A 25,686-nucleotide genomic window follows, 5' to 3' on the forward strand; every position below is an offset into this window, starting at 1 on the left:
TCTATCTAAGCTCGGGAGCAATTGCGAAAGAGCGCTGGTGACGACGAAATGAAGCGTCACCAAAATATCAAGAGCCCTGATCATCACTGGTCGGGGTTTTTTGCTATGTGGTTGCGGGATAGGGACTTTGAAGCGTGCTTCTTGGCGGTCGCGTTGCTTCAAAGTCCGACTTCATTTCTGCACATCAGGTAAGAGTATTGCTGTTGAGCGGACAATGTGCGCGGCGTAACACGCGTAGATTTTAAAGCCGCAATGCTCTTTCCGATGTGGTGTAACTCAATTCCTGCTTGCGGGTTAAATGGGTAGAGTAATTCATCAACCGGTAATAATCGGCAGGGTGGGCATGATGATAATGCCGAACCTGAGTGCGGGTTCGAGTCCCGTCACCACACGTCAATATCTGGTTCGCCGGGCGATGGCAGGTCTCCAAAACCTCGCTGACAAGGTTCGACTCCTTGACTGGATGCCAAATTTTAGAAGCTCGCATATTGCGGGCTTTTTCTCGTTTTAGAGCCCGACCAATCAGTCACCTCACCCTCATGAAACCATGCGGTCGAGGCTCTATTCCCTATGACTAAACACACAGCCCATTTAACCAAATGGGAGCGGAACTATGAAAATGGATCCTGTACACCAACACAACCTGCCTTACTGGTGGTCAGCGGCACTTGGATTCTTTTCGCTGCTATCACTGCAAGACTACGTTTTCATTATCGGTGCGGTTATCTCCGCGATATTCACGATAAAGACCTACTACGCGAAACGAGCTGAAGAAAAGAAACGGATGCTTGAAGAGCAGAAGAGAACACAGGCCTTGGTCGATTACCTTAACGGGATGACGAACAAGCCATTTGCAGACCGCTCATCAGCTACAGAGATTGTGGCTGAGGCATTTAAGAAAGTAGAGGGTTAGCGATGGCTTCAGTATCCAAGAAGGGTGTTGTCGGCGGCGTCTGCGCTGTTATGACCATCATTGGCGTTGTGGTATCAAGCGGAACGGTAAGAACAAGCGAAGGCGGCCTCAAGCTTATCGGTGACGCGGAGAGCTGCCAGCGTGACCCATACGTTTGTCCTGCTGGTGTACTGACTGATGGCATTGGCAATACTCACGGCGTTAGAGCTGGAGTCAGGAAGTCTGATGCTCAGATTGCTGCCGACTGGGAGAAGAACATTCTCCAGGCTGAATCCTGCGTGAACAAGTACGCAAACGGCAAGAAGATGAATCAGGGGCAGTTTGATGCCACCACCTCGATAACCTTCAACGCCGGATGCGGACAAATGCAGAAGTCCACGATGTTCCGCATGTTCCGCGACGGCAAGATTACAGAAGCCTGCAATCAGTTTCCACGCTGGACATATGGCGGTGGTAAGCAATTGCCCGGCTTAGTTATCAGGCGTGAGAAGGAGAAAGCACTATGTCTCTCCGCTCCCAAATAATCGCATTCCTCATTCTCGTCTTACTGGCAATCGGCTACGGAGAAATCCGGTACCGGAATGGCTGGTATGCCCACTCTGACCAAATGAATGCGGCGGCAGCAAAGAAGCAGAAGAAAGCCGAAGCAAAGCTTGAGCCAATAGAGCAGAAAGCTGCCACAGCCAAAGACGAAGGAAAAGTCATCTACAAAACGATTACCCGCGACGTGGTGAAATATGTCCAAGACCCGAATCATACCAAGTGTGATTTTGATGCTGCTGCTATCAGGTTGCGTCAGCAGTCAATCAACGCTGCCAACAATATCGCAGGATTTGATGACGCCACCGTGCAAGGGAAGTGACGCCGGGAGGGATAGCGACGAAGACCTGCAGGCAGACAAGGAAACAGCTGAGTGTCTGCGAGAGCTTCGCCTGAACATATACCGGTGGCAATCATGGTACAACGCCGCCGTGGAGTAAAAAACCTCCGTACTTGAACAGTATAAATATAACTATCACATGGATAGTTGGCTGATAGGCGATTAATAAATCAATTATGTCTCTGAACATTACCGCTCCCCAAATGGTTGATTATCTATTTTGAGGGTTAATTCTTTCCTTCCCCTATAGAGTGCAATTCTAAGGATCAACCAATGAATCAGAAGTGGACTATCACAGTAACAACAGAGTCAGGCGAAACCTTCACCGGCGCTATGACAAGACAGCAACCTGAACTGGTTAATGGATTCGTTGCTGTAGCCACGGAAGACGGCGATTGGATATTCCTGAAGCCCGACACGGTAACAAAGATGCACTTCACTCCAGTTGCTGAAGAAGCGACTGAGGAAACAGGAACAGAAACAGAAAAGGAATAACGAATGACCAAACCAGATTGGGAGGCCATCGAATCGGCGTACCGAGCTGGCTTGATGTCTCTGCGTGAAATTGCTTCTCAACACAGCATCAGTGAAGGGGCGATACGTAAACGGGCAAAGCGCGATGACTGGTCTCGCGACTTAGCTGCAAAGGTAAAAGAACGTGCTGATGATTTGGTACGCAAAGCAGAGGTACGCAAACAGGTACGCACAGAGAACAGTTTTAGCGAGCGCGTACTTGTTGAAGCTACTGCTGAGGTCATTGCTACCGTCAGGATGGAGCACAGAGGTGACATTCGGCGGGCGAGAAAAATCACCAACTCTCTGTTTGATGAGCTTGGGGCTGAATGTGCTGATATCGAATCACTCCGCAAGTTGGGTGAGATGATGCTAGAGCCTGATGAGAATGGCCGTGACCGGCTCAATGAGGTATATCAGTCAATCATCAGCATGCCTGAGCGCGTGAAGTCAGTGAAAGCACTAAGCGATGCGCTGAAGAACCTCATCGGCCTTGAGCGACAGGCTTACGATATTGATGGTCCGGAAGGCGATACCTCTGTTAAGAAACTTTCTGACCTGATGGATTCACTGTCTCAGGGGGCGTAATGAAACCTGAGCATATGAAACTGCTGGCTGATAAAGATTTCCGGCTAAACAATCTCTATTGGATCACCGACAAAGAAGGCAAGCCGGTACGTTTCAGGATGACACCTGAGCAGCGCGAGTACTTCGAAGGTATCCACACGCGCAACATCATTCTTAAAGCTCGCCAGCTCGGCTTCACGACTGAGGTTTGTATCATTCAGTTGGATGCAGCGCTGTTCGAGTCTGCCAAATGTGCCCTGATCGCCCACACGTTGAACGACGCTAAACGCCTGTTCCGTGAAAAGGTGAAGTACGCCTACGATAACCTGCCCGAAGAGATTAAAGCCGCAAACCCGGCCAGCAATGACTCTGCCGGGGAGTTGGTATTCAAGAAGGGCGGCTCACTATACGTCAGCACCTCATTTCGTGGCGGCACGCTGCGCTACCTGCACGTTTCAGAGTTCGGCAAGATATGCGCTAAGTATCCAGACAAAGCCCGTGAGATTGTCACAGGCGCGTTTGAGGCCGTATCAACCGGATGCTTTGCCACTATCGAGAGCACTGCTGAAGGTCGCGCCGGTTACTTCTTCGATTATTGCCAGACAGCGGAGAAAGCACAGCTACAGTGTAAGAAATTATCCGCTCTCGACTGGAAGTTCTTTTTCTTCTCCTGGTGGAAGAATCCGCTGTATGCAATCGACCCTGTAGAGGCCATCCCGCAGCGGCTGGTTGATTACTTCGATGAGATGGAAGCCAAGCACGGCGTTCAACTTAACGAACGGCAGAAAGCTTGGTACTACGCCAAGGAAAAGACTCTCGGCGATGACATGAAGCGGGAATACCCAACTATCCCGTCTGAGGCATTCCAGCAATCAGTGGAAGGCGCGTATTACGCCAAACAGTTCCGCTGGCTCTACACCAACAAGCGCATCGGCACCTTGCCTGATAACTCACACCTACCGGTTCACACGTTCTGGGATATTGGCGTGGGTGACTCTACGGCTATCTGGTTCGTGCGTGAGGTTGGTGAAGAGTTCCACGTCATCGACTATTACGAAAACTCCGGTGAAGGCCTGAGGCATTACATGAAAGTGCTGAAAGACCGCGGCTATGAGTATGGCGACCACTGGGGACCACACGACATTGAGAATCGTGAATTCGGCTCTGATGCCAAGTCCCGAAAAGAGCTGGCTCGCGAAGGCTACGAAATCGACGGTCAGGTCTACTCCATGACATTCAAAGTGGTGCCGAAAACCGGCGTTGATACCGGCATTGAGTCCGTGCGTGAAATCCTCCCGAAATGTGTCTTTGATGATGAGAAGTGCGCAGAAGGCATCACTCATCTGGAAGGGTACAGGAAGGAATGGGATGACAAGCGCGGCTGCTGGAAAGACAAGCCATTACATGACCACACATCTCACGGCTCTGATGCGTTCCGCTACTTTGCCGTAGCCAAGAACAACCACAAACAAGTCGGCGCTGTATTCTTCTAAGGAGCAATCAGTGAGTGATACCAATAACGAGGTTCAGTTCCTCGTGAATGCCCTCGCTGACCAAGTCGCGGTGGGTCGCCAGCGTGCTTTATACGCAGGTCAGTTTAACGGCAACACCAAGCGCACCACCTTATGGGAAGAGTTTGGGTACCCGGACACAGTAACATTCGACATGCTTTATCGTGCCTACCGCCGGAACTCCTCAGCATATGCTGGCGTACACAAGACGCTGGACTCTTGCTGGATAGACAAGCCGGTGATTATCGAAGGACCACTTGTCGATAAATCGAAAAAAGAGACTGAGTGGGAGAAGACAGTAACAAGGCTTCTCAAAAAGCACTGGTCTAAAATTAAAGATGCTGACCGCCGCAATCTTGTAGGGCATTACTCGGCGATCATCATGCAGATTAAAGACAATCGTAACTGGTGGGAGCCGGTAGATACCGCCCTAGTTAAAAGATTGGGGGAGGCTGCTTTAGTCAAGCTTATTCCCGCTTGGGAATCTCAGATTAAGCCGGGCAATTACGACATAGACACGCTGTCAGACACCTACGGACAGCCTGTAAGTTACACCTTTAATGAACAACCAGTCGGCGATGATTCAACTTACGGCAATATCCGTAGCGTCACAGTTCACCCGAGCCGGGTGATCATTCTTGCTGAAGGCTCAGAAGACGACAACATGCTCTCCGGCATTCCCCTTAACGAGGCAGGCTATAACGACCTGCTCGATATTGAGAAGTCAAAGGGTGGTAGCGCTGAAGGTTTCCTGAAGAACGCCAGTCGTCAGCTTGGTATTGAGTTCGATAAAGAAACGGATATGGCTACGCTTGGAAAAGCAGCAGTCGCGGCTGGATTCAAAGACCTAGGCGATGCTCTAAACGAAAAAGTATTACGCATGAGCAAGGGAACTGATGCTGCTCTCGTAATGCAGGCTGGTAAAGCGTCAGTTTTATCTGTGGCCGCCGCCGACCCGACGCCAACGTTTACGGTTTCAGCTAACAGTTACTCCTCAACCATTCTCTGCCCATTCAATATTCTCTACGGTAAGCAGACTGGCAACCTGGCATCTACCGAAGACAAGACAGCATGGGCTATCAGGTGTAACGAGCGCCGAAATGGTTGGCTCTCATGGGTAATCACGGAAGTGGTTCAGCGCTGGTGTGACGTTGGTATCATTGGGCAGCCAAAGACCAATGAGATTACTGTCGATTGGTCGGATTTACTCGCGCCGGGCGACAGCGAGAAGCTCGATAACATGGGCAAGCTTGCAGACATCGCGCAGAAGACTCAGCAGGCATACGGAACACCAGCGGTAGAGATTAACGAAATCCGTGCTGCCGGTGAGCTTGAGCCGATGACTGAGCCTCCAGAACCAGACCCCAACGCAAAACCAACCGCTAAGGATCCGCTGAATGGAGATGACGACAACAGCGACCCGAATCGGGACACCAATCGTACCGCGCAATAAAGCCGACCCTACACAGTCATACCGAGCAGTAAACAAGATGTACCGGGACATCGAAGAAAGGTATCTCGGCATCAAGACTGACCTGAAGCAACTACTTGATGCCAGGCTAACCGGCAGAGTAAGGGAGGGTAACGCACAGGCTTCATTCTCGGTGCATGGCGATATCATCTATCAGGTGAATGCGGCCACGTACATCTACGACATGACAGCGCAGCAACTCGCTGACCTGTTGGAACGTGTGCAGGTGATTCTTGATGATCACCTTCTTGGTGGGCTAGGTCAGGACATGTGGGCGCTTGCGTATGTCGCAGAAGAGTATCAGCGCGGCACGCTGAACGCCTTCACTAATCTCTCTGTTCAATCGCCGGTTTACGCATCGCAGACAACGTTAAGCGCATTGCTGTCATCACCTGCCTACCAGAACCAAATTGCAGCGGCATACGTGAGTACGTACAGCGATTGGGTAGGCATAAGCGACAAGGCTCGCGCCGACCTCGCTAACGTAATCTCAGACGCTATTGGGCGCGGTGTAAATCCTAAAGAAACGGCCAGCCTGATAAGTAAACGCCTTGATGTGTCGATGTCAGATGCGAAAAACATCGCTCAAACCGAACAAGTGGGCGCACTGCGCAAAGCTCAGTGGGCTGAAACGACGTGGGCAAAAGAACGCCTTGGCCTGAACACTGGATTGCTCTGGCTGTCAGCTCTAAAACCTACAACCCGAGCATGGCATGCGGCGCGACATGGCAAGGTTTACACGGTCGAGAATGTTGAGTCCTTCTATGCCGAGAACGGCAACAAATACCGCTGCTACTGCTCACAGATACCGGCCATCTTGAATGATAAAGGGCAGGTGGTGAATGAAGGGCTAAGTGATAGGCTCGCTGATGAAAGAAAAAATTGGGAAAAATAATATTTAAAGTAATTTTTTTATCCGCCGTTACTAATTTGACAACTCAACTAAGTAACGGAGTATAAATATGCAAGTTCAATTCAAAGATGTTCGTTATAACCGGGTTCGCCCCAAGACTAAAGCAAAGTACCTTACCCAAAAGGCGTTTTTGCTAGTCAATGGCGATACTGAACAAATGCTAATAGCTGCATTGCAAAAGCTTCATCCCAATGAAGAGATAGAGCTAATAAGCTTCAAAAAATAACAAACAAGGTCGCTCAGGCGGCCTTTTTTATTGCCTGAAATCCACCAATGAGGACACAGCGTGAAGCTATCTAGCATCCACGTTAAGTCCCTCGCCATCAATTCCGCCAACATCTCAACCGAAACCATCGACGGTGACGAGCATATCGTCATCCGCGGCGTCGTGCCTGTCGTTGATGACGTGGTTATGAACGGCGGCTTGTATCCGGCTGAGGAAATTAACAAAAGCTTTAAGACGCTCGAAGGCAATCAGATGCCTTTGGGGCATCCGAAGATCGGCGGCGATTACGTCAGCGCAAACAACCCGCGAGCAGTGAATCAGTTTCACGTAGGCGCATGGGCTGAGAATGTGCGCAAAGATGGTGATCGTGTCGTGATGGACATGAAAATCAACAAGCGATTCGCCTCTGCTACTCAAGGCGGGAAGCGCGTTCTTGAGCGTATCGAATGGTTGTCTACTAACACCAGTGCAGAGCCTATCCACGTATCAACAGGCCTGCTGCTGAAACGCGAACAAAACAGCGGCAAGTCTAAGGGCAAGCCTCATACGTGGGTAGCTCGCAACATGCAGTTCGACCACGTCGCCATCCTGCTGGACGAACCCGGCGCAGCAACTCCTGATGATGGTGTGGGAATCTTCGTAAATGCTGACAACACCACGCAGGAAGTAGAAGTCGAGAATGTGGATTTAACGTCAGCCTCGAACTGCACGCAGCAAGGCCTCCTGAACAAAACCAAATTCTTCTTCACTAACGCCTCCAACTATTCCTTTGACGATATCAGCCGCGCTATTGGCGACAAGCTTCGCGAAGGACGTAGTGATGACGATTGGGTATGGCCTGACACCATCTGGCCTGACTTATTTATCTACCGAAATGACACTAAGTATTTCAAACAGAAGTACCTCATCGATGACGACGGCAAAGCCGTATTCGTCGGCGAACCTCAAGAAGTCGTGCGCAAACCTACTGAGTACGAAATTAAAACCAACGGAGCTGAAAACCCGATGAAAGACATGATCGTTAACGCACTGAAAGCGAAAGGTGAGCCGACTGAAGGCAAGACCGACGCAGAGCTTTTTGATGCATTCAATCAAATGAATGCAGAGGAAGCAGCAACCAAGACTGAGACGCCTGAAGAGAAGGCTGCTCGATTGAAGAAAGAGGCTGACGACAAGGCAGCCAAAGACAAAGCGAATAACAGTGAGCAGGCTCCGGCTTGGTTCGCGCCTTTCGCTGAAAAGCTGAACAGCATCGAAACCGGCCTTACAGCCAACTCTGACAAAGAGAAAGGCGAGAAGCGTGCAGCAGTCAAAGCGAAGTTCGGCATGACTGATATTGCGGTCAATGCTCTGGACGGCGAACCACTGAATGAGCTGTTTGCTCAATGCTCCACATCCACCGGCCTGAATGGTTTATTCCGTCAAGCCAACTCATCTCAATCAGTCAGCGAAATGCCGGAGTAAATAATGGCTAAAGATGGAAAGCACGTAATTCACGCGGGTGGTGTATTCCCTAACCCACTGCTTAACCGTGAAGGCGCAGCAGCTGCTGCCACCAAGCCTGGCATCATCGGCTTCTTTGATGCTGGCAAGTTCACTGCTTCAGTTGATGGCAATGAAAAGGCAATTCTCTATGTTGCCAACTTCGACTACCTGCGCTGCCTGACAGTGGATGACAGTATCCCGCTGGGTGAGCTTGTTGTCGGCATCCAGCCAATGCAGGGAGTGTTCCTGAACGTACGAGCAGCAGCCGGCACCTATAAAAAAGGCCAGCCGCTGTCTATCGCAAATGGGCAAGTTAAAGCACAGGCCGCTGACGAGTCCATTCGCTGCTATGTCGAAGAAGACAAGGCATTTACCGCTGCTGCAGGTGACCTGCTGCGCGTTGTGATCAAGTAAGGAGCACCTGAATGTTTGTATACTCCCGCGCTGTCGGTGAACGCACCGGCAACTTAGAAGTTAACCAGTCTCAGTTCGCCCAATTGCAGGCTGCCCGTCAGGAAGGTGCGCAAGCAGCTGCTGACTTCATTGGTCGCGCCCGCGGCATCAGCGAAGATCGTGGTCGCCTGGATGCTGTGAACGCAGTGGACGATATCCGTAGACTGTACCGCGCCTTCGATACCACGGTATTGGCGCAGTTCGAACCAACCACGCAATTCACGTTGCTTAACGACCTGATGCCGCTGTCTCGCTCGGTGCGCATTGAGCAATCCCGTTACGATTACGCTCGTACAGGCGGCCGTGGCTGGGCTCATACCTCGATGTCTGGCCAGATTGGCGCCGCGCTTGACGCAAAGTCCTTCACCTTCGACGGTACGATGGTCCCGGTGCACGACTCAGGCTTCAAGTTTAACTGGCGAGATCCTATCTTCAATAGCCCGTCAGCTCTCCAGTCTCAGGCTGATGCGCAACGCGGTTCTGTTGAAGATGTCCAGCGTCAGTACGTTGACTACATGTTCAATGGCTTCCGAGACCCTGAAGGAGCCTACGTTAAGTTCGATGGCCTGACCTGGAAAGGCCTGAAGTCTGACGAGCGTGTTGCTCAGGTAACCCTGACCTTTAACTTCGCAACCAGCACCGATCCTGTTGCACTTCGCACTAATGCGATTGCTTTGCGCGACACCATGCGCATTACCAACAACCAGTACGCACCGCAGACGTGGTATGTGTCAGCTGAAATCATGTCGAACTTTGAACGCTACTTCGATGTGAATGCTACCCGCACCGTTCTGGAAGAGATCATGAAGCTGTCCGGCATTGCGGCCATCAAAGAAGATGCGCATCTGTCCGGAAACGAAATTCTGATCGTGCCACTGACTGCTGGCGTCATCGCCCCAATCGTTGGGCAGGCAATCGGCACCGTTGCTGATCCGCGACCTTTCTACAACAGCGACTACATCTGGCGGACTTGGGGTGCAATGGGCCTGATGGTTAAGCAGGACATCAACAGCAAATTCTCCGTTATCCACGCTTCAAGCTAAGGAAAACAAATGGCACTCGTAAAAGTATTAGCAGCAAATATCTTTGCTGGTGCCAGCTTCCAGAAACTGGAGGCTGGTCAATCATACGACGTCAATGATGCGGTTGCTGAAAAGTGGATCGCCAGCGGCAAAGCTGAGAAGTCCACCGAGAAGAAAGGCGAGAAACTTGTGTTTGAGGTGGCGACGCCTTCTGCTCCTGCCTCATCTGATACCAAAGCTTTGCAGGATCAGATTGATGCCCTGACCAAAGCAGCAGAAGAAGCAGAAGCGGCACATGCCGAAGCTATCGCTGAAGTAACTAAGCGAGCAGAAGAAGCAGAAGCGGCGCTGGCAGCAGCCACCAAAAAGGATAAGTAATCATGGCAGCCCCGCTAACGCCGGAAGATGTTCAAGCCTTTCTCGCCGAGCTGGGCTACTCCATTCCTTCATCCTTGCTGACACCAATCCTATGCCGGGTTAATTCGATTATCGATTGCTTGGATGGGGCAGGCTATGACGACTGCACTCAGACACTAATCATGATGTATGCCGCCGCGCTAATGTCTGCCTCATCCGGTGCCAGGAAGATTAAATCTCAGAGTGCTCCATCGGGCGCGAGTCGCTCGTTTGAGTATGGCGATGATTCGATTACTTGGTTACGGGATTCTCTTGCAGCTCTGGACACATCTGGTTGCACTGGCGTTCTGCCAATCACGGTTGGCTCATCGGTTGGTTTCTTCGATGTTGTAGGGGGTTGCTGATGGCAAGCGTTAAATCAGTTCTTGTAAGTAAGTTATGCGTGACTGTTATTTATCGAGTTGCGGAGGAATTAAAAACCTTCAAGTCCCAGGTGTCGGCGGGATTCCTTATTGATCGTTTCCTTCAGATGGAAATGGGAAACATTGATGGGCTTTTTATTCCTGTAGGTAAAGGCCAGCAAGTAAGCGCCAAGAATGTTGAATGGTTTGAAATCATTCGGCCCGAACCAGATTGCAAATGCCCAGACCAATACAGCGAATATCAACTATGAGTGCTGCTGCCAATTGGTCATACACAGCAACCGCGACTATCTGGAAGAACCTCGGAATCAGTGATGGTGGTGACTCGCTCGGCTTTGCTGCTCCGGTGGCAATCTTCTGTGATTACGAAGGTGGCCTGAGTAAGCGACTGGCTAGCTTGGGCGCTGAAATCGTGGTGAAAAATACCATCTGGACGGAGTATTCCAGCGCTGATGCTGGTGATTACATCCTTATTGGTGCATCTACCGATGCTGACCCACTGGCGGCGGGTGCTGATGAGGTCAGGCAGGTCATTCGCTACGCTGACACCTTTGACCGCGTGGCAGATGATTACGCCATTCTCACGGGAGTCTGATATGGGCGTGAAAGTTAAAGGCGTTAAGCAGGCTCAGCGAAACATGGACGCCATCCTGAATAACATTCAGGGAAAGAAGATAGTCAGAGCACTGCAAAGCGCGATGATTATCGGGTCATCACAGGCCGCGCTGTATACGCCAATTGATACCTCCTACCTGCTCAACAGCCAGTTCCGCGAAATCGTTGTAAACGGCACTCGTATCACTGGCAGGGTGGGATATTCAGCGAATTACGCTGCTTACGTTCACGACCCGGCTAACGTGCAGAACTTCAGGCGCCCTACAGCTGAGAAAGAGTTCCTCACCAAAGGCTTTGAGGACACCCAAAGCCTTATCGATAAAACAGTAGCTCAGGAGATGTCGTTATGACGCCTTCAATGGCTGACAGGGTGCGTGATTACTTCGTGGATACTGGCCTGACCTCTGGCTTCAAGGTTCAGAAGTTTGTCTGGAATGATACTGCGGTTCTGACTGATAAGTTCATGGTATTCCGACCGAATGGTGGCTCGAATATCAGAAATGACCTCGGCGCTGAATATCTTGTTCTGGTTGATGTTATCGGTGCCAAGAATGGCAATCAGGCTGCCGATGACGCAGTGCAGGCAATAATCGCCAATGTGCAGGCCAACCCAACGCCGAATGATTGTATCGGCCACATCGAAAACTTTGGCGGAATCCCGTCACCCGTTCTCACTACAGAAGGCCGGTTAGTTTACCGACTCCAGTTCGCCTGTCTTTTTGCTGAATAAGCACAATCAAATCCCCTCAAGGTCGCCACTCGCGGCCTTTTTTATATCTGAAACGAGGTAATTAATATGCAAGGTTGCACAACCGACAATGGTGCAGTATTCGGACGCGCCGTCGTCCTTGAGGTGGCCTTGGGCTGCCCAGAAACTCCGCCTTCTGAGGGCGACTGGCAGGCTTTGGGGGCTGGCACTAGCAAAGGCCTCGACTTCTCTCCTAACACCGTGAACTCAGATGCTGATGACACGGGCGCGTGGGTAGAAAACATCGTGACTAACGCTGACGCAACGATTTCGTTCGAAGGCGAAGTGCGTAAAAACGACAAGTTGGATCAGTTCGGATTCGGCAAGTTGGTGAAGTACTTCGCAGATGAACTGAATGCTAAGCCAATTCGTCAACCGACCATCTGGGTGCGCCTAGAAGTGGGGCCGATTGAGTTCACCGGCTACATGGTCATCACTGCGCTGACTCCGGCGGACGGCGGCACTAACGACCTCGTTACCTTCACTGTCGAATTCAAAGTAGCGAATAGCGATACGGTGAAAGTTGAGCAAGTCACCCCAGATGTTCCAGTAGCAAGCGTCACAGTAACCCCGGCGACATCTACGGGCGCGGTGGGCTCTACAGTTCAGTTGACGGCTAACGTGCTGCCATCTGATGCGACAATTAAAACCGGCGCATGGACATCTTCTGATGCTACGAAAGCCACAGTCAGTTCAACCGGCCTCGTCACCCGCGTTGCGGTTGGTACGGCAACAATGACGTTCACAACCACCGACGGCGCGAAAACTGGTACCAGCACAATCACTGTTACTGCGTAATTATCACAGCGGGCATTTTCGAGTGTCCGCGATAATGGTTATGTTATAATCACTTCGTGGCTAGGGTCGCCCCCGAAAAGCGGTTTCGTCACCGCCTGCCGCAACACTTTATTTGACTAGCAACTAAGGCGAGGGTGGCATGAGTAACTTATTAAAGCTGAAATTTTCCGGCAGAAATGAAGAGGCGGAGGCTTTTATTAAAAACGCCGAAAAAGAAGCAATTCTTAAATTACTTGAAGATGCAAAGAAAAGCGTTGAAGAAGGCATGTATCAGGTTGACGCATCTATGCCATCTGGCGAAATAACTCTGACAATAAAGTAATTCATCATTTTCAAATAGGGTCGCTTAGGCGGCCTTTTTTATTGCCAGAAGGAAAGCAAATGACGCCTTTGAAAGAGATTGGCGAGTGCCTGATTACTGTAGGTGATGATGATTATTTCTTTCGCCCGTCATTCGCCAACATGACGCGCATTGGCGAGCCTGACGAGATTGTCCGCGCTTTCTATGACCTTCACAACGACGCTGTAACGCCACTCTTTCAGCGGGCAATGGATGCTTTCGGAACCATCCCCGCATGGCTCTATCAGTACGCAAACAGTCACCAGATATCTAAGCCAGCAATCATGTCTGCAATCTCCGTCATCACTGCGTGTTGCGATAAAGATGCGACGACATTGGTTGGCGAGATTATTCCTGGCAAAACCGGTAAATGGACGTTCGTCTACCGCAAAGGCCTAATGCACCCCATCGACATGATACTCATCGCGCAGTCGCTGATTACGCACGGCGTCATCGGCAAGGCAAAGGTGCGTCAATTACAGCGCAATGAGACTGGCAAGGCGACGACAGACTTTAGAGCCTTCGAATACATCAGCGCAGCACGTAATCACTTCAGCATGTCGCGCACAGAGGCCGAGCAGCTAAGCATGACCGAGTTTCAGCTTATGCTCGCCGCCAAGTACCCAGACCAGAAAGGCCTCACCCGAGACGAGTATGAGGCGGTAGCAGATGACTACTTTGCGAAGAAAGCACGAAAGCTGGCTAAAGTGCGGAACCAGCATTCATAAAGTATTCATAATCTCTTTTTTACAGAAGCAGAATCACTAATTTCTGGATTGTTAGCCCGAATCTTTTCAGTTAAATATTTTTTTTCAATCGCGGCTTTCAAAGATGCGCGAACACTATGAACTCGTTGTTTTATTTCAAATTTATCTTCTTTATCTAATTTGGAAGCCTTTCTTCCAACGCGATTTAATTTTTCTTTCATTCTTTTAAGAGTCCACGAGTCAATCCTATCGCCAGTCAACTCAGAAATCTGCTCATTCATTTTGTCTAACTGACTGTTTAGTTCATTTTTTAAAAACATAGCTAATCCATTTTGTTGTTGGTTTCTATAAGCCATTAATTTACACACCAGAAAGCATAAGTCACTAAATAATATAAAGGATAAATTATGGCAGGCTCAGTTAACGCAGGCAGCATCATATATGAAGTGGATATGGATACCGGTCGCCTGCTTGCTGCCCGAAGAGAGGTTGACGCAGCCCTGAATGGCCTGAGCGGCAGCCTTGGACGAATCGACGCATCAGTAACCCGCACAGAGCGTTCAATTGCCTCTGTAGGTCGCACTATGTCCAGCTTGACGAATATCGCCAAGGGTTTGGCGGCTGCACTCTCTATTCAGCAAGTCGCCGAATATGCTAATTCATGGGTCAACGTCAGCAACAAATTAGTGAATGCCGTCAGGCCAACAGAACAGCTGGGTGATGTTACGCAGCGTGTTTTTGACATATCTCAAAAGACGATGTCCAGCCTTGAGGCCACCGCTGCACTTTATGGCCGACTGGAAAGGGCAACGCGCTCAGCAGGGACTAGCACTGCTGAACTAACAACCCTTGTATCGACTATCAATAAAGGTCTGGCAGTGTCGGGCGCGACTACGCAAGAAGCCAGTTCAACGATGATTCAGTTGTCTCAGGCATTGGCATCAGGCGTACTGCGCGGTGAAGAGTTCAACTCAATATCTGAGAACGGTAGTCGTCTGGCAGTAGCGCTTGCCGATTCGCTCGGCGTGACAATTGGTCAGCTTCGTGCCATGGCGGCGCAGGGCAAGCTAACCACTGAAGTGGTAGTTAACGGACTGCTCAAACAAAGCGATCAGATCGCCAAAGAGTTCAGCAGCACCGTTCTAACCATGGGGCAGGCATTCACTGTCGCTACAAACAACATCACTAAATTCATCGGTGAAAGCTCCACGACAAGCACAACGCTTAACGTATTCAATAAAGGTGTTATCTCTCTTAGTGAGAATCTGGACACCGTGGCAAGCATAATCGGTGTGGTTTCCGTGCTTATGGGCGGCAGATTTGTCGGGGCATTAGCAACGGCGACAGCGGCGAAATTTCAAAGCGTAGTGGCATCCAGAGAAATGTCTGTAGCAAACCTTCAGGCAGCGGAGACGGCTTCACTTGAGGCAGCGGCAACCTTAAGAAGCGCCGAGGCGGCTAAAATCGCTTCACAGGCTGAATTGGACAGGGCTTTACGGATGAAAGCGACGGCAGTCACAGCCGATCAGTTGCTCATCGCGGAAACCCGACTTTCAGCAGCAAGAATTGAAGCCACCGCAGCAACTCAAGCCTACAATGCCTCGCTCGCAGCCAATGCAGCTGCTCAGAAAACAGCAGAAGCGGCCGCAAGAAGTGCCAGTATCGGCATGACCACATTACGTGGGGGTTTGGCGTTAATTGGTGGTCCAGTAGGCGCTGCGATGATTGCGGCAGCAGCCGTTTATTACTTCTTCCAAAGAACGCAGGAAGCACGCGACTCTGCTTTTGCTTTTGCTGACAGCATTTCATCATTAGTAACCAAGATGAAAGAGCTGAGCGATGTGCAGTTGGCGGCTGAGATTGCAAAAGCATCCCAGGCAACAAAAGTTCAAACATCAGCAATTGAAGATCAGCGAGACGTTGTTGCTGGGCTTAAAAAGGATATCGATAACCAAACAGCATCAATGCGCATTTACGGCAGCACCGCATCTAAGCTACAGGATGTTGCTGACCTGACTGAAAACCTTGCTATCGAAACTGACAAGCTCACTACGATGGAGTTGAACAGGTCACGCACGGTTAACGCATCAGCAATTTTGCAGGCGAAATTGAATGGGGTAATGCTGACCGGTAATGATCTGCTGGATAGGAACGGGACGCTTGCCAGAGTTGCCGCTGGAGCAATGACTGAACTTGGAAAGAGAATCGATGCTGCAACAGGCGCTAAAGAGAAATTTAATGCTACCAGCTTGCAGGTATCAGTAACCAAAGAAGGTCAGAAACAGATAGACCAGCTAACCCAGCAAAACGAGCTTCTTTCAATTCAGGATAAGCGCGAGCGGGCGATTAAAGCAGCTCGTTTGGATGCAATAAATGCTGGTGAAGGTAATCAAAATGTCATTAACCAAGTCGGCGAGTTAGCAGGTAAGAATTACGACCTGCAAAAGGCAGAGCAAGAGAGAACAAAAGCAACTAAGGCGTCTAACGCGGAAGGAAAGAAAGCCGAAAATCAGGCAGAAAGCATTGCTCAGAAGCTCGCTAACCTGCAACAACAATCCGAACTGGCAGGCGATTCAACGAGAGAGCTTAGCCGCGAACAGGCAATTCTTACTGCTCAGCAATCACTTGGAAGTGCTGCAACGGAGAAGGATATCGCTCTTGCCGGACAGTATGCAGCTGCTAAGTGGGATACAGGAAACGCCATCAGGGCACAGGCTGCTGCTGAAAAGCTTCTCCCTGAAACCAAGGAGAACGCGACCTACAGGCAGGATGTTGCCGATCTTCAAACTGCGCTGTCAGCGAAGAAGATCTCTCAGGAACAGTTCAATGCCACATCAGAGCAACTTGAGCAACAGCATCAGGCAGCACTGGCTCAAATAAGAGCCAATCAGGCTGTAACACCCCAGCAAGAGGCCGCTGGCACAGTTGACCCAGTTCAGGCTCTGGCAAATGAGAACGCCAAGAAATTGGCACTAATACAACAGTTTGAAACCAATAAAACCCTCACCGAGCAGCAAGGTATAGCTCTGCGTAATGCGGCAAATACCGTCTATGAGAAGCAGCGTACGGATGCAATGTGGGAGTTGTATCGCAACCAGAGCGTGACTAATGAATTAATGGCATCAGCTGTTGATGGATTTGCTAGTCAAGCAGCCAGCTCACTAACAGGATTGATAGATGGTACTCAAAGCGCATCTGAGGCGTTCCAAAACCTAGGAACCTCCATTATCAATAGTGTTATTCAGGCATTGGTGGAAGTTGGCATTCAATACCTGAAAAATGCGGCAATGGCGATGATTGCAGACAAAATGCAAGCTAACTCGTCAAGCACTGCGGCAACCCAGACGGCAACAGCATGGGCTCCTGCGGCAGCCGCGGCATCTATTGCAACATTTGGTGGTGCTGCTGTGGCCGGTATCGCTGGCATGGTGGCTGCGTACGGGGTTGGCATTGCCTTAGCCGGTAAGCGTAAAAATGGCGGTCCTGTTAGCGCTGGTGGCATGTACCAAGTAGGCGAGGGCGGTATGCCTGAAATCTACCAGTCTTCATCTGGCCGCCAGTACATGATCCCCGGCGATAACGGCAGCGTCATCAGTAACAAAGACATGCAGTCAGGTAGCGGGGGTTCGAGCTCAGGCATAACTGTCATTATTCAGAACATGTCTTCTAATGCTGGAGTTCAGGATTACCAGACATCGAAAGACCAAAGCGGGAATGATGTGTTGCAAATCGCTATTGCTGACATAAATAATGGAGGGGCGCTAAGTCAGGCAATTTCAAACAACCACCAAGCCCCAAGAAGGGCTACTCAGTAAGGGAGTCAAAATGGACAGTCTATTCCCAGGTGATAAGTCTCAATTAGTTTCAATGGAGATAGGAAAGAAATATAACCTAGGATTTAATCGGCTAGTCAGATTTGAAATTACTACAAGTGGCGGGTCGATTATTTCAGGATTTATACCAGCAAATGAATACCTTGAGGTGACAAATGGGGGCGACATAACGAGCGCCGATATCAACATCCACGACATTCAGAAGGGTCCGCAAGAGGTTTAATCACGAAAAACAACTCGGCAACTTGGCGGGCAACGCAGTAGGGATTTGCGTTGCCTTGCACTGTCCCTCTGCTAACATGAAACTAACTGTTACTTATGGGGATAGGGATATGATTAGGGTTGTTTTGCTTTCAAGTTGCTTGTTTCTTACTACTTCAGCTTTAGCGAATTGGGAGCATTCAGTTGTTGAAGATGAGATGGGGAGAGGAAGTGATGAAGTTGCTTCCGTTATCAGTAGCAATTCAATTTCCCTGAAAGCGCCTTATGATGGAGTCCAGCATGGGGAATTCTCACTGAGAAGATTAAAAAATGGACAAAATGAGTTTGTACTGGCTATAGAGAAGGGGCAAATAATTTGCGATCAGGATGCCTGCGGTGTGTTGGTTAGACCTGACAATGAGAAACCATTTCTTTTAGTTGGTAAGCACCCCAAGGACGGTAGTTCTGATGCAATTGCTGGAGTGCTTGGTACTGAAGATCTTAGAAAAATAAAAAAAGCCCAAAAGTTACGCATGGAAATAACCATTTATCAAAATGGTGAGTCAATTCTTGAGTTTGAGACTAAAGACAATCCATTCGTCGGAGCAAAGTCTTATTTGATAACAGAAATCAATGACATGGTAAAAAATGGCAACTTACCAAAAGTAACAAGAGTTACCGGTATGTCAATGGATATGCCTGATTTCAATATATGCAAAAAAGTTGCAAATTTGCCCGCTAAAGATGATCAAATAAAAGTTGTTGAGCTCAACAAAAAAGACGAGTTTGTTGTTGCCACTTACTTTGAAAGCTCATTAATAAAGCAACAATGCAAAAAAGGTAGTGTTAAATCAGAGTTCTCTTTCTACAACTACGACTAACCCTCCTCGGAGGGTTTTTGCTTTGTGGGGCAAGCTGATTTGTAAATGTCAGATCTTGTTAACGATTGATGACGATATAGACATTTTCAACCCATTTACAGCCTCAAATCATCATGCTTAACTTGTGTTTAGAGGCGGTGGCAATGAGGCACAGCTAAAAATCAAGTGGCCTTTTTATTTTTCTTCTTTTTTAGATCCTCTTTGACTTGATAGCTCAATGATTTGAGTAGTTGATACATGTTTGTCTGCTCAGTCATGTTTTCGAACAAATTGAAGAGAAGAGTGTTCATTTTTTCTTCCCACTCAGCCATCTCATCTTCGTTTGATGGTCGATTACATGCCAAATCACTATATGCCTTCATCAGCTTCGATTCATCTGGGGCACGTGTAAACGGGTTCTTCAATGCCTCGTCAATGATGAGTATTAACTCTGAATTCATAGACCTGCCGTTTGCTTTCGCTCTCTCGGCTATAGACTCCCTCATTCCCGCGGGAAGCCTAACATTAAATCTATCCATTTCTTGGCTGGGGAATTTGCTCATAAATCCTCAAAAATGCATTTTCGACGACAAACAATAGCACCTACTTGACATCATTTTAAATGGTGGTAAATTGGTTCTGGCACCAACTTGACATCATATGTGGGGGGTTACAATGCAAGATGTACTTTATACCGGACGCAAGAACGACAGCTTCCAGCTCCGTTTACCTGAGCGGATGAAAGAAGAGATCCGCCGCATGGCCGAGATGGATGGAATTTCTATCAATTCAGCCATTGTGCAGAGATTGGCGCGTTGCTTGAGAGAGGAAAGATCTAATGCAGCGTAAAAATGACGAAACCCCGAAGGCTGGCACCAACGAGGTTTCTATTTTGTCAGCAACTTGCAAGGAACTAACAATGAATAGTATAGCAACTACTGAATCTGCAATCAAACAGGGTATGCAAGCAATAATTCACTCCGGCGTTCCTGTTGTAACGACTGAACAACTTTCATCTTTCTACGGTACCGGCGCGGATAACATCAAGAAAAACTATTCTAGAAACTCGTCCAGATTTGAATTAGGCAAGCATTACTTCATGATAACTGGTTCTGAGTTAAGGAGTTTTAAGGACTCGGTGACTTTCGGTCACCTAGTTGATAAGCGAGCGCCTAAGTTGACTTTGTGGACTGAACGCGGCGCTGCACGCCATGCCAAGATGCTTGAAACTAACCGCGCTTGGGATGTCTACGAACAACTGGAAGATTGCTACTTCACTCAGAAAGAAAAGATTGAAGCCCCACGCAAGAAAACCACCGTTGACGAGCGCACTCCGCTTCGCGATGCAGTAAATATGTTGGTTGGCAAGAAAGGACTCCGTTATGACGATGCATACAATATGGTTCATCAGCGTTTTGCTATTGATAGCATTGATGAACTTGAACTCTCACAAATCCCGCTGGCCGTAGAATACATTCACCGCGTGGTTCTTGAGGGTGAGTACCTTGGTAAACAGCGCAATGAAGTCTCTGATGGTTTCGATTGGGAAATGAATGTTCACAACCTCAACGCCTCATGCATTCATTTGGACTTTATGTATCGCATTTGGAGAGATGAACTTGAGCCAGCGCTGAGACTTTTAAGTTCTCCTGTAGCAACCAAGTTCTGTGGTCGAATCGCTGACTGCTACGCCGTTACCGCTTCAGTGAAGAGTCAAATGGAGCGAGCCTCTGGGCTGAAAGGCCTGCAATACAAAGGCAGGTGATAGCCTTAAAACCACTTAACCAACCCGCTCCGGCGGGTTTTTTTATGGAGAAAAAATGGCTATACCATACCCGGACTGGCTGCCACTGGCTCAGAAAGCCAATAAGAATAGAAGTAGTGACGTTGGTTTCCGTACTGACCAGCCTGCAGTTGGCGCTCCGATTTACCAGAAGCTTACCGATGACTTGAAGACCACGTGGACGCTAACTTGGCTATTTCAGCGCGGTGAAGACAGAGCGTTTGAGCAGTGGTTGCGAAGCCCTAAGTATCTCGATAACGGCAATCAGTGGTTCACGATGCCCATCAATTTGGGCGGCTCGGGCATACAGAGTCAAGAGCTTCACTTCACTTCCGACGGTTACCCGAAACAGACGAGCGATAACAACGGCGTAATCACCTGGAGTGCGACAGTAATCACTCGGGGTGTCATCAACTCAGACGACGACTACAGCGACATAATCGTTGAATTACCGCCGGTATGGTGGTCATGGCTCGATGAGGTGGTTAGTCGAGATTTGCCGGAGTCGCCATAATGCCAACATTTAGAGATTACAAAAGTCAGCGGCCAAACCGGATTCTTTACGAGACGATCACCTTTTATCACTCGACATTTGGGTATGTGCGGCTAGTAAACATGCAGGTTTACCCGAAGACCTTCGCAGGTCAGGTTTACACACCTTGCCGCATGGAGATTTCGGAAAGCCAGCAGAGTAGTACGCCGGTGATCAACTCGACCATCAGGTTTTCAAGGCTTGCTCAGGACTTTAAGAAGCAACTGAAGTTATGGCGTTCTTATTCACGCGTAACGCCTATCTCAGCAACCTACCAGCGCTTTGATGCAGCCGATATGAATACACCTCTGAAGCCTTGGACATTGTATGTGAAAGACGTGTCTATGGACGCTAACGACGTGACCTGCACGCTGACCTTGCAGAACCCAATCAATAACAACATCGCCTTCCTATACAACACCACTGAATTCCCCGGACTGAAAAATGCTTAAACAAGAATTCATTGACCTGATGGATGGAAAGCCTTGGAAGAACCGCGCCTGCACCTTTGACGCGGCTGATTGCTGGGGGCTCATTGCGCTTTATTACCGGTACGTGCTGGGTGTGAACATTCACCATACGGATGCCTACGAATCAGACCGCGAATTCCTGACGTGCTACCACGGCGAGATTGTGTTCTGGCGGAAGGACGTAACGCCTTCAGACGGATGCATGTTCGTCGCATATGAAGACCAGCACCCAAAGCACGTGGGGCTTGTTATTGACGGTCAGGCATTCCACAGCCGTGGTGAAAGTGGTCATGTGCGGCTGGACAAGCTGCGCACCCTTCAAAAAGTTTACTCAAAAGTGGAATTTTACACCTATGCCTCTTATCGAGATTCAGCGCGTTCCGGGGATGCCCAAAGAACGGCATAAACTGGCTGCTGGCCAGATGTTTTATCCGTGGTTGAAAGAGGCATGTCTGCACGCAGAGTTAGATATTTTCCGCAATGGTGTGAAGGTGCAAGATGATGATGACATTAACTTCCCATTGAACGATGGGGATGTGATCCGAATCTTCGACCAGCCTAAAGGCGGCGGACTGGCTGGTACGCTGCTGAACCCGTTAGAGCACTTCAACCCGATCAAGTTTACCCAGAAGATTCTGTCCTCACTGATGCCGCAGCCAAACGCAGGCGCAGCGAGCGGCAACTCCAAGACATCACCGAACAATAGCCTCAAGGGGCAGACGAATATTGCCCGCAATGGTGAGGCGAGGCCTGATACTTACGGCACCGTACGATCTTTTCCTGACCTGATTCAGGAGTCATTGTTCGAGTACACGAACAACTTGAAGTATGTAACCGAGATGATGAATTTCGGGCTCGGTAAATACGATTACTCGTCTATCCGTTACTCAGAATCCAACCTCGGGTCAATGGCCGGGGCGAGCTACACGATTTATCAACCCGGCGAAGTCATTCCGACAGTCAATGAAGGCTATGAGTTCGATGATGTTGACGGGCAGGAGGTACCGGGGGCTAACGAATCAGGCGACTTTCCTATAGAAACAGCTACCGCAACAACTGTTATTAGCGGGACGTACTCCGGCGGCCAGATTGCTATGCAGATATTGAAACAGTCAGATTTTGATTATTTCATCGACCTAACTTTGCCACATGCAGTTACTTTCACAATAAACGTAACTTATCCCACTGCCAGCGGCAGCAAGACAGAAGACATCACACTGTCTGCAAATCTCATCGACGCGAATGAAACTAATAATGGGGATTTAGTTAGCCCTATTTATTACTACAACTTCATCTTTAATAACCTTAATGGGGCGAACGCTTCGATTATCACCTCCGCCACCATCAACACAACGAAGTTCATTCTTAATGACAATGAAGCGCTGGTTGTCGGTCCGTTCTTCTCGCCTGTTGATTCATCTCAGCTGTGGGTTCACACACAGTCAGCATTAGGTGGTAACAGCGAAACGAACTGGAAGATGACCCTTTGGAAGGTGGATGAGGATAACGTGCAGATCCCAGGCACAACGCAGGTATTCACCTACAGGCAGACCACGCCACACGACTCCTCGAGCGAAACCTTTTACCGGACAGACAAAATAACGCCGACCGGTGGGTCAGGCCGCTATGCCATCAGTTTTCAGCGTACTGACAACAGTAGTGACGCAAGCACGCTGAAGGTTGAAGAGATTCACGCGGTAAACGTCCGGAGTAATGTTGTTCACCCAGCGGACAGCATTGTACGCATTACCGTGCGGGCTACTGAGAACGCAACCGGCAGTCGAGAGCGCAAATACAACGCGCTCATCACACGTCACACCATCACATACAACCTGAGCACTCAGTCGGTCGATTACACGCTGCGGCCATCTCGTTCGTTTGCGGATGCCGTGATTCACACATGGCTGATTATGGGGAAGCAGGCCGAGTCGAGCATAGATATCTTTGAGCTTTACTCAATCGCGGCGTCATTGCCTGACGTGCGGCTCGGTTATTTCGATTACACCTTTGATGATGAGGACATTTCTTTAGGTTCCCGCGTACAGACTATCTGTGATGCTGCGACGGTCACCGCGTTCTGGGATGACGGCGTTCTTTCGTTTAGTCGAGATGAGAAGAAATCTAACCCGGTCACAGTATTTAACCGGGCAAACATGACGACTGAGGGCTACTCACTCAGCTATGACATGACGCTGCCCGGTGGATTCGACGGAGTTGAGGTTGAATACAGAAATCCGACGACAAACAAGCAGGACTACATTCGCTACAAAATCTCAGGCTCATCAATCTCAGAAGGCGAAGCAGTGAAGTCGAAGAAATTCGAAATGCTTTATGTCAGGGATGCATATCAGGCTCGTGACAGGGCGATCAAAGAGGTGAGGCGCTTGCTCTATTCTCGCATCACCGCGGCTATTACAGCCATGGCGGATGGAGAGTGGATAAACGTCGGGCAAATGATTCAGATCGCCGACATCTACGATGAGAACCAGCAGGACGGTTACATAACGGGAAGGGTGGGCAATACGTTCGACACAAGCGAGCGAATTAACTTCTCAGGAGATATGTATGTCGTTGTGACCGACAGTCAGGGGAGTGTTACCTCCCGCGTTCTTGCCACCGCCCGAGCTGATACCAATTTCGGATTCATTGCGGCCGTCCCAAGCGTAGCGCTCAATATCTGGGATGGAATAAATGTTCAGTCACCATCGCGTTACATCATCGCCACTGCAGTTGAGCAGGACGCCACAAAGTGGACTGTCACCGAAAAGAAACCGAATTCTTCCGGCACAACCTCGATAACCGCCGTCGAGTACAGTGATGAAATGTTCAATTACCTGATCGCTTAGTTAACGCGGCATCAAATACTCAACTCAAGGCCAGCCATCAAGCTGGCTTTTTTAATGGAAAAAATATGGCCACTACACCGACGCAACTACCGATACCTAGCGAAAAACCACAAGACCTAAAATTCAACGCCGGGAAGATTGATGAGTTTGTCACTTCGATGGGATGGACTTATACAGACCGTTTTGGTGTCAAGCATTACACCATTGAGGGAGTTAGGCATATCGCAGAGCTTGGCTTTGCAGCCCAGCTACTGAGCCAAGAACAGCGCTTCAACCTTTTCATCCAAAACTCGGGATATGAAGTTATTGGTGATTATGAAGATGGCCCTCTGACTATTACCGAGTACAACCAGCTGATCCGCTACGACGGTGAGCTTTGGAAAATCACTGCGGCCACCGACATTCCATTTACCACCACCGGTAATGACACCACTTCATGGAGTGTCGATTCGGTTCATTTCGTCAGCGTGGGAGATGCGGCTCTTCGCCAGACACTGTTTGGCAATGACATGGTGAATTTATCACCACTGTATTATGGCGCAAAAGGGGATGGACTCACGGATGATACCTCTGCATTTACTTTGCTAGAATCCGAAACTGAAAACAGAATAATTGACCTAAGCGGAAAAAATTATGCAGTCGATTTCCTCCCATCCAAAAATAAATATGTTAATGGTATTTTCCAAATTAATGGAGTTAAAGCCCCCCCAAATGGTGAGCTATTTAAATCCAATCAACTAAATAGCAACACAAGAGCAACAGCATTTGACAGCGCCGCATCTCTTATTTATCAGTGGAGATTGACCAGTACATGGTTACGTGGAGAAGATAAAAACGCCGTACAAAGTTTGGCTTTCGATGAGAAGAATCGATTTATATATGCCATGTATGAAACAAGTACTTACGGAGGTTCTTCAGTTATTTATCGCATGCCTATGGACTGGGGCGGTAATCTTGAGAGGCCACTTTGGGGGGCGGATGCGGACGTTCGAGTTGGACACCAGGGGATGGGAATAGAGAATGGTCGAGATGGAAAAACTTATCTTTGGGCAACAAAGAGATATAACTCAACCGTACCAGCTTCAAACGATCCTCAAGCAGGATGTAAGGTTATTAGATTTCCACTTGATGGTGTTCCTAGTTACTCAACAGATTCAGGAGCAGTAAACCCGTGGGAGGGTAGAGGCGGAGTTTACTTTGAGAGTGTTCAAGAGTTTATT

The 25,686-nt window shown here is 49.1% G+C and carries 32 protein-coding genes and 2 pseudogenes; 32 read left to right on the top strand and 2 right to left on the bottom strand.

The window, feature by feature from the left end; genetic code table 11:
* Window positions 1-265 precede the first annotated feature (265 nt).
* The 22 genes and pseudogenes from D6C13_RS25570 (at window position 266) to D6C13_RS02460 (ending at window position 13,962) form a co-directional block, all read left to right on the top strand.
* Window positions 266-392: pseudogene (locus tag D6C13_RS25570) on the top strand.
* A 221-nt stretch (window positions 393-613) separates the two neighbouring features.
* Window positions 614-913, top strand: coding sequence for a hypothetical protein (locus D6C13_RS02365; RefSeq protein ID WP_120131233.1), 300 nt, complete (start codon window positions 614-616; stop codon window positions 911-913).
* 2 nt (window positions 914-915) lie between these two features.
* Window positions 916-1,437, top strand: a complete 522-nt coding sequence (locus D6C13_RS02370) for a lysozyme (protein WP_120131234.1) — start codon at window positions 916-918, stop codon at window positions 1,435-1,437.
* Window positions 1,416-1,775 carry a hypothetical protein gene (locus tag D6C13_RS02375; RefSeq protein ID WP_120131235.1) on the top strand — a complete coding sequence of 120 codons (360 nt, stop codon included), beginning with the start codon at window positions 1,416-1,418 and terminating at the stop codon, window positions 1,773-1,775. The genes D6C13_RS02370 and D6C13_RS02375 overlap by 22 nt, the downstream gene beginning before the upstream one ends.
* Before the next feature lie 291 nt (window positions 1,776-2,066).
* Window positions 2,067-2,288, top strand: coding sequence for a hypothetical protein (locus D6C13_RS02380; RefSeq protein ID WP_120131236.1), 222 nt, complete (start codon window positions 2,067-2,069; stop codon window positions 2,286-2,288).
* A gap of 3 nt (window positions 2,289-2,291) precedes the next feature.
* Window positions 2,292-2,894 (top strand): hypothetical protein, encoded by a 603-nt coding sequence (locus D6C13_RS02385; protein ID WP_120131237.1) that lies wholly within the window; start codon window positions 2,292-2,294, stop codon window positions 2,892-2,894.
* Complete coding sequence (locus D6C13_RS02390; protein ID WP_120131238.1) at window positions 2,894-4,366, top strand: terminase; 1,473 nt, start codon at window positions 2,894-2,896, stop codon at window positions 4,364-4,366. Before D6C13_RS02385 ends, D6C13_RS02390 begins: the two co-directional genes overlap by 1 nt.
* A 10-nt stretch (window positions 4,367-4,376) precedes the next feature.
* A complete protein-coding gene (locus D6C13_RS02395) occupies window positions 4,377-5,837 on the top strand; it encodes an anti-CBASS protein Acb1 family protein (RefSeq protein WP_120131239.1) in 1,461 nt (486 codons plus the stop codon).
* Window positions 5,782-6,750: a phage minor head protein gene (locus tag D6C13_RS02400; protein WP_425272688.1), complete on the top strand. Its 969-nt coding sequence runs from the start codon at window positions 5,782-5,784 to the stop codon at window positions 6,748-6,750. The genes D6C13_RS02395 and D6C13_RS02400 overlap by 56 nt, the downstream gene beginning before the upstream one ends.
* Before the next feature lie 67 nt (window positions 6,751-6,817).
* Window positions 6,818-6,994 carry a hypothetical protein gene (locus D6C13_RS25575; protein ID WP_167457975.1) on the top strand — a complete coding sequence of 59 codons (177 nt, stop codon included), beginning with the start codon at window positions 6,818-6,820 and terminating at the stop codon, window positions 6,992-6,994.
* Window positions 6,995-7,054: 60 nt separating this feature from the next.
* On the top strand, window positions 7,055-8,458 hold the full coding sequence (locus D6C13_RS02405) for a DUF2213 domain-containing protein (protein WP_120131241.1): 1,404 nt from the start codon (window positions 7,055-7,057) through the stop codon (window positions 8,456-8,458).
* Window positions 8,459-8,461: 3 nt separating this feature from the next.
* Entirely contained in the window at window positions 8,462-8,893 is a 432-nt protein-coding gene (locus D6C13_RS02410) for a hypothetical protein (protein WP_120131242.1), read from the top strand.
* A gap of 11 nt (window positions 8,894-8,904) precedes the next feature.
* Entirely contained in the window at window positions 8,905-9,975 is a 1,071-nt protein-coding gene (locus D6C13_RS02415; RefSeq protein WP_120131243.1) for a major capsid protein, read from the top strand.
* 9 nt (window positions 9,976-9,984) lie between these two features.
* The gene (locus D6C13_RS02420) at window positions 9,985-10,332 is read left to right on the top strand and encodes a hypothetical protein (protein WP_120131244.1); all 348 of its coding nucleotides are present in this window, start codon (window positions 9,985-9,987) and stop codon (window positions 10,330-10,332) included.
* A 2-nt stretch (window positions 10,333-10,334) separates the two neighbouring features.
* The gene (locus D6C13_RS02425) at window positions 10,335-10,715 is read left to right on the top strand and encodes a DUF7370 family protein (protein ID WP_120131245.1); all 381 of its coding nucleotides are present in this window, start codon (window positions 10,335-10,337) and stop codon (window positions 10,713-10,715) included.
* Window positions 10,715-10,984: a hypothetical protein gene (locus D6C13_RS02430; protein ID WP_120131246.1), complete on the top strand. Its 270-nt coding sequence runs from the start codon at window positions 10,715-10,717 to the stop codon at window positions 10,982-10,984. Before D6C13_RS02425 ends, D6C13_RS02430 begins: the two co-directional genes overlap by 1 nt.
* A complete protein-coding gene (locus D6C13_RS02435) occupies window positions 10,981-11,328 on the top strand; it encodes a hypothetical protein (protein ID WP_120131247.1) in 348 nt (115 codons plus the stop codon). The genes D6C13_RS02430 and D6C13_RS02435 overlap by 4 nt, the downstream gene beginning before the upstream one ends.
* Window position 11,329: 1 nt before the next feature.
* Window positions 11,330-11,698, top strand: a complete 369-nt coding sequence (locus tag D6C13_RS02440; protein WP_120131248.1) for an HK97 gp10 family phage protein — start codon at window positions 11,330-11,332, stop codon at window positions 11,696-11,698.
* On the top strand, window positions 11,695-12,078 hold the full coding sequence (locus D6C13_RS02445; RefSeq protein WP_120131249.1) for a phage tail termination protein: 384 nt from the start codon (window positions 11,695-11,697) through the stop codon (window positions 12,076-12,078). The genes D6C13_RS02440 and D6C13_RS02445 overlap by 4 nt, the downstream gene beginning before the upstream one ends.
* A 66-nt stretch (window positions 12,079-12,144) precedes the next feature.
* Window positions 12,145-12,894 carry an Ig-like domain-containing protein gene (locus D6C13_RS02450; RefSeq protein ID WP_120131250.1) on the top strand — a complete coding sequence of 250 codons (750 nt, stop codon included), beginning with the start codon at window positions 12,145-12,147 and terminating at the stop codon, window positions 12,892-12,894.
* 139 nt (window positions 12,895-13,033) lie between these two features.
* Window positions 13,034-13,216: a hypothetical protein gene (locus D6C13_RS02455; protein ID WP_120131251.1), complete on the top strand. Its 183-nt coding sequence runs from the start codon at window positions 13,034-13,036 to the stop codon at window positions 13,214-13,216.
* Window positions 13,217-13,275: 59 nt separating this feature from the next.
* Entirely contained in the window at window positions 13,276-13,962 is a 687-nt protein-coding gene (locus tag D6C13_RS02460; protein WP_120131252.1) for a DUF6246 family protein, read from the top strand.
* Window positions 13,963-13,967: 5 nt separating this feature from the next.
* On the opposite strand, the gene D6C13_RS02465 is transcribed toward D6C13_RS02460, so the two are convergent.
* A complete protein-coding gene (locus D6C13_RS02465; RefSeq protein ID WP_147408165.1) occupies window positions 13,968-14,297 on the bottom strand; it encodes a hypothetical protein in 330 nt (109 codons plus the stop codon).
* Window positions 14,298-14,348: 51 nt separating this feature from the next.
* On the opposite strand from D6C13_RS02465, the gene D6C13_RS02470 reads away from it, so the two are divergent.
* From D6C13_RS02470 to D6C13_RS02480, 3 genes are all read left to right on the top strand, one after another.
* A complete protein-coding gene (locus tag D6C13_RS02470) occupies window positions 14,349-17,756 on the top strand; it encodes a tape measure protein (protein ID WP_120131254.1) in 3,408 nt (1,135 codons plus the stop codon).
* A gap of 10 nt (window positions 17,757-17,766) precedes the next feature.
* On the top strand, window positions 17,767-17,997 hold the full coding sequence (locus tag D6C13_RS02475; RefSeq protein ID WP_120131255.1) for a hypothetical protein: 231 nt from the start codon (window positions 17,767-17,769) through the stop codon (window positions 17,995-17,997).
* A gap of 109 nt (window positions 17,998-18,106) precedes the next feature.
* Window positions 18,107-18,856 (top strand): hypothetical protein, encoded by a 750-nt coding sequence (locus tag D6C13_RS02480; RefSeq protein ID WP_120131256.1) that lies wholly within the window; start codon window positions 18,107-18,109, stop codon window positions 18,854-18,856.
* A gap of 161 nt (window positions 18,857-19,017) precedes the next feature.
* On the opposite strand, the gene D6C13_RS02485 is transcribed toward D6C13_RS02480, so the two are convergent.
* The gene (locus D6C13_RS02485) at window positions 19,018-19,398 is read right to left on the bottom strand and encodes an Arc family DNA-binding protein (protein ID WP_120131257.1); all 381 of its coding nucleotides are present in this window, start codon (window positions 19,396-19,398) and stop codon (window positions 19,018-19,020) included.
* 112 nt (window positions 19,399-19,510) lie between these two features.
* Between D6C13_RS02485 and D6C13_RS02490 the strand changes: the two genes are divergently transcribed.
* The 7 genes and pseudogenes from D6C13_RS02490 to D6C13_RS02520 all read left to right on the top strand — a co-directional run.
* Window positions 19,511-19,684: an Arc family DNA-binding protein gene (locus tag D6C13_RS02490; RefSeq protein ID WP_120131258.1), complete on the top strand. Its 174-nt coding sequence runs from the start codon at window positions 19,511-19,513 to the stop codon at window positions 19,682-19,684.
* Window positions 19,674-20,600, top strand: coding sequence for an ORF6N domain-containing protein (locus D6C13_RS25845; RefSeq protein ID WP_120131259.1), 927 nt, complete (start codon window positions 19,674-19,676; stop codon window positions 20,598-20,600). The genes D6C13_RS02490 and D6C13_RS25845 overlap by 11 nt, the downstream gene beginning before the upstream one ends.
* A 55-nt stretch (window positions 20,601-20,655) precedes the next feature.
* A complete protein-coding gene (locus D6C13_RS02500) occupies window positions 20,656-21,132 on the top strand; it encodes a hypothetical protein (protein ID WP_120131260.1) in 477 nt (158 codons plus the stop codon).
* Window positions 21,132-21,602, top strand: a complete 471-nt coding sequence (locus D6C13_RS02505; protein WP_120131261.1) for a DUF1833 family protein — start codon at window positions 21,132-21,134, stop codon at window positions 21,600-21,602. The genes D6C13_RS02500 and D6C13_RS02505 overlap by 1 nt, the downstream gene beginning before the upstream one ends.
* On the top strand, window positions 21,595-22,026 hold the full coding sequence (locus D6C13_RS02510) for an NlpC/P60 family protein (RefSeq protein ID WP_120131262.1): 432 nt from the start codon (window positions 21,595-21,597) through the stop codon (window positions 22,024-22,026). The genes D6C13_RS02505 and D6C13_RS02510 overlap by 8 nt, the downstream gene beginning before the upstream one ends.
* Entirely contained in the window at window positions 21,974-24,466 is a 2,493-nt protein-coding gene (locus tag D6C13_RS02515) for a host specificity factor TipJ family phage tail protein (RefSeq protein ID WP_120131263.1), read from the top strand. Before D6C13_RS02510 ends, D6C13_RS02515 begins: the two co-directional genes overlap by 53 nt.
* A gap of 65 nt (window positions 24,467-24,531) precedes the next feature.
* Window positions 24,532-25,686: pseudogene (locus D6C13_RS02520) on the top strand (hypothetical protein); the annotation flags it as partial.

The organism is Rahnella woolbedingensis (assembly GCF_003602095.1).
Classification (GTDB): Bacteria; Pseudomonadota; Gammaproteobacteria; order Enterobacterales; family Enterobacteriaceae; genus Rahnella; species Rahnella woolbedingensis.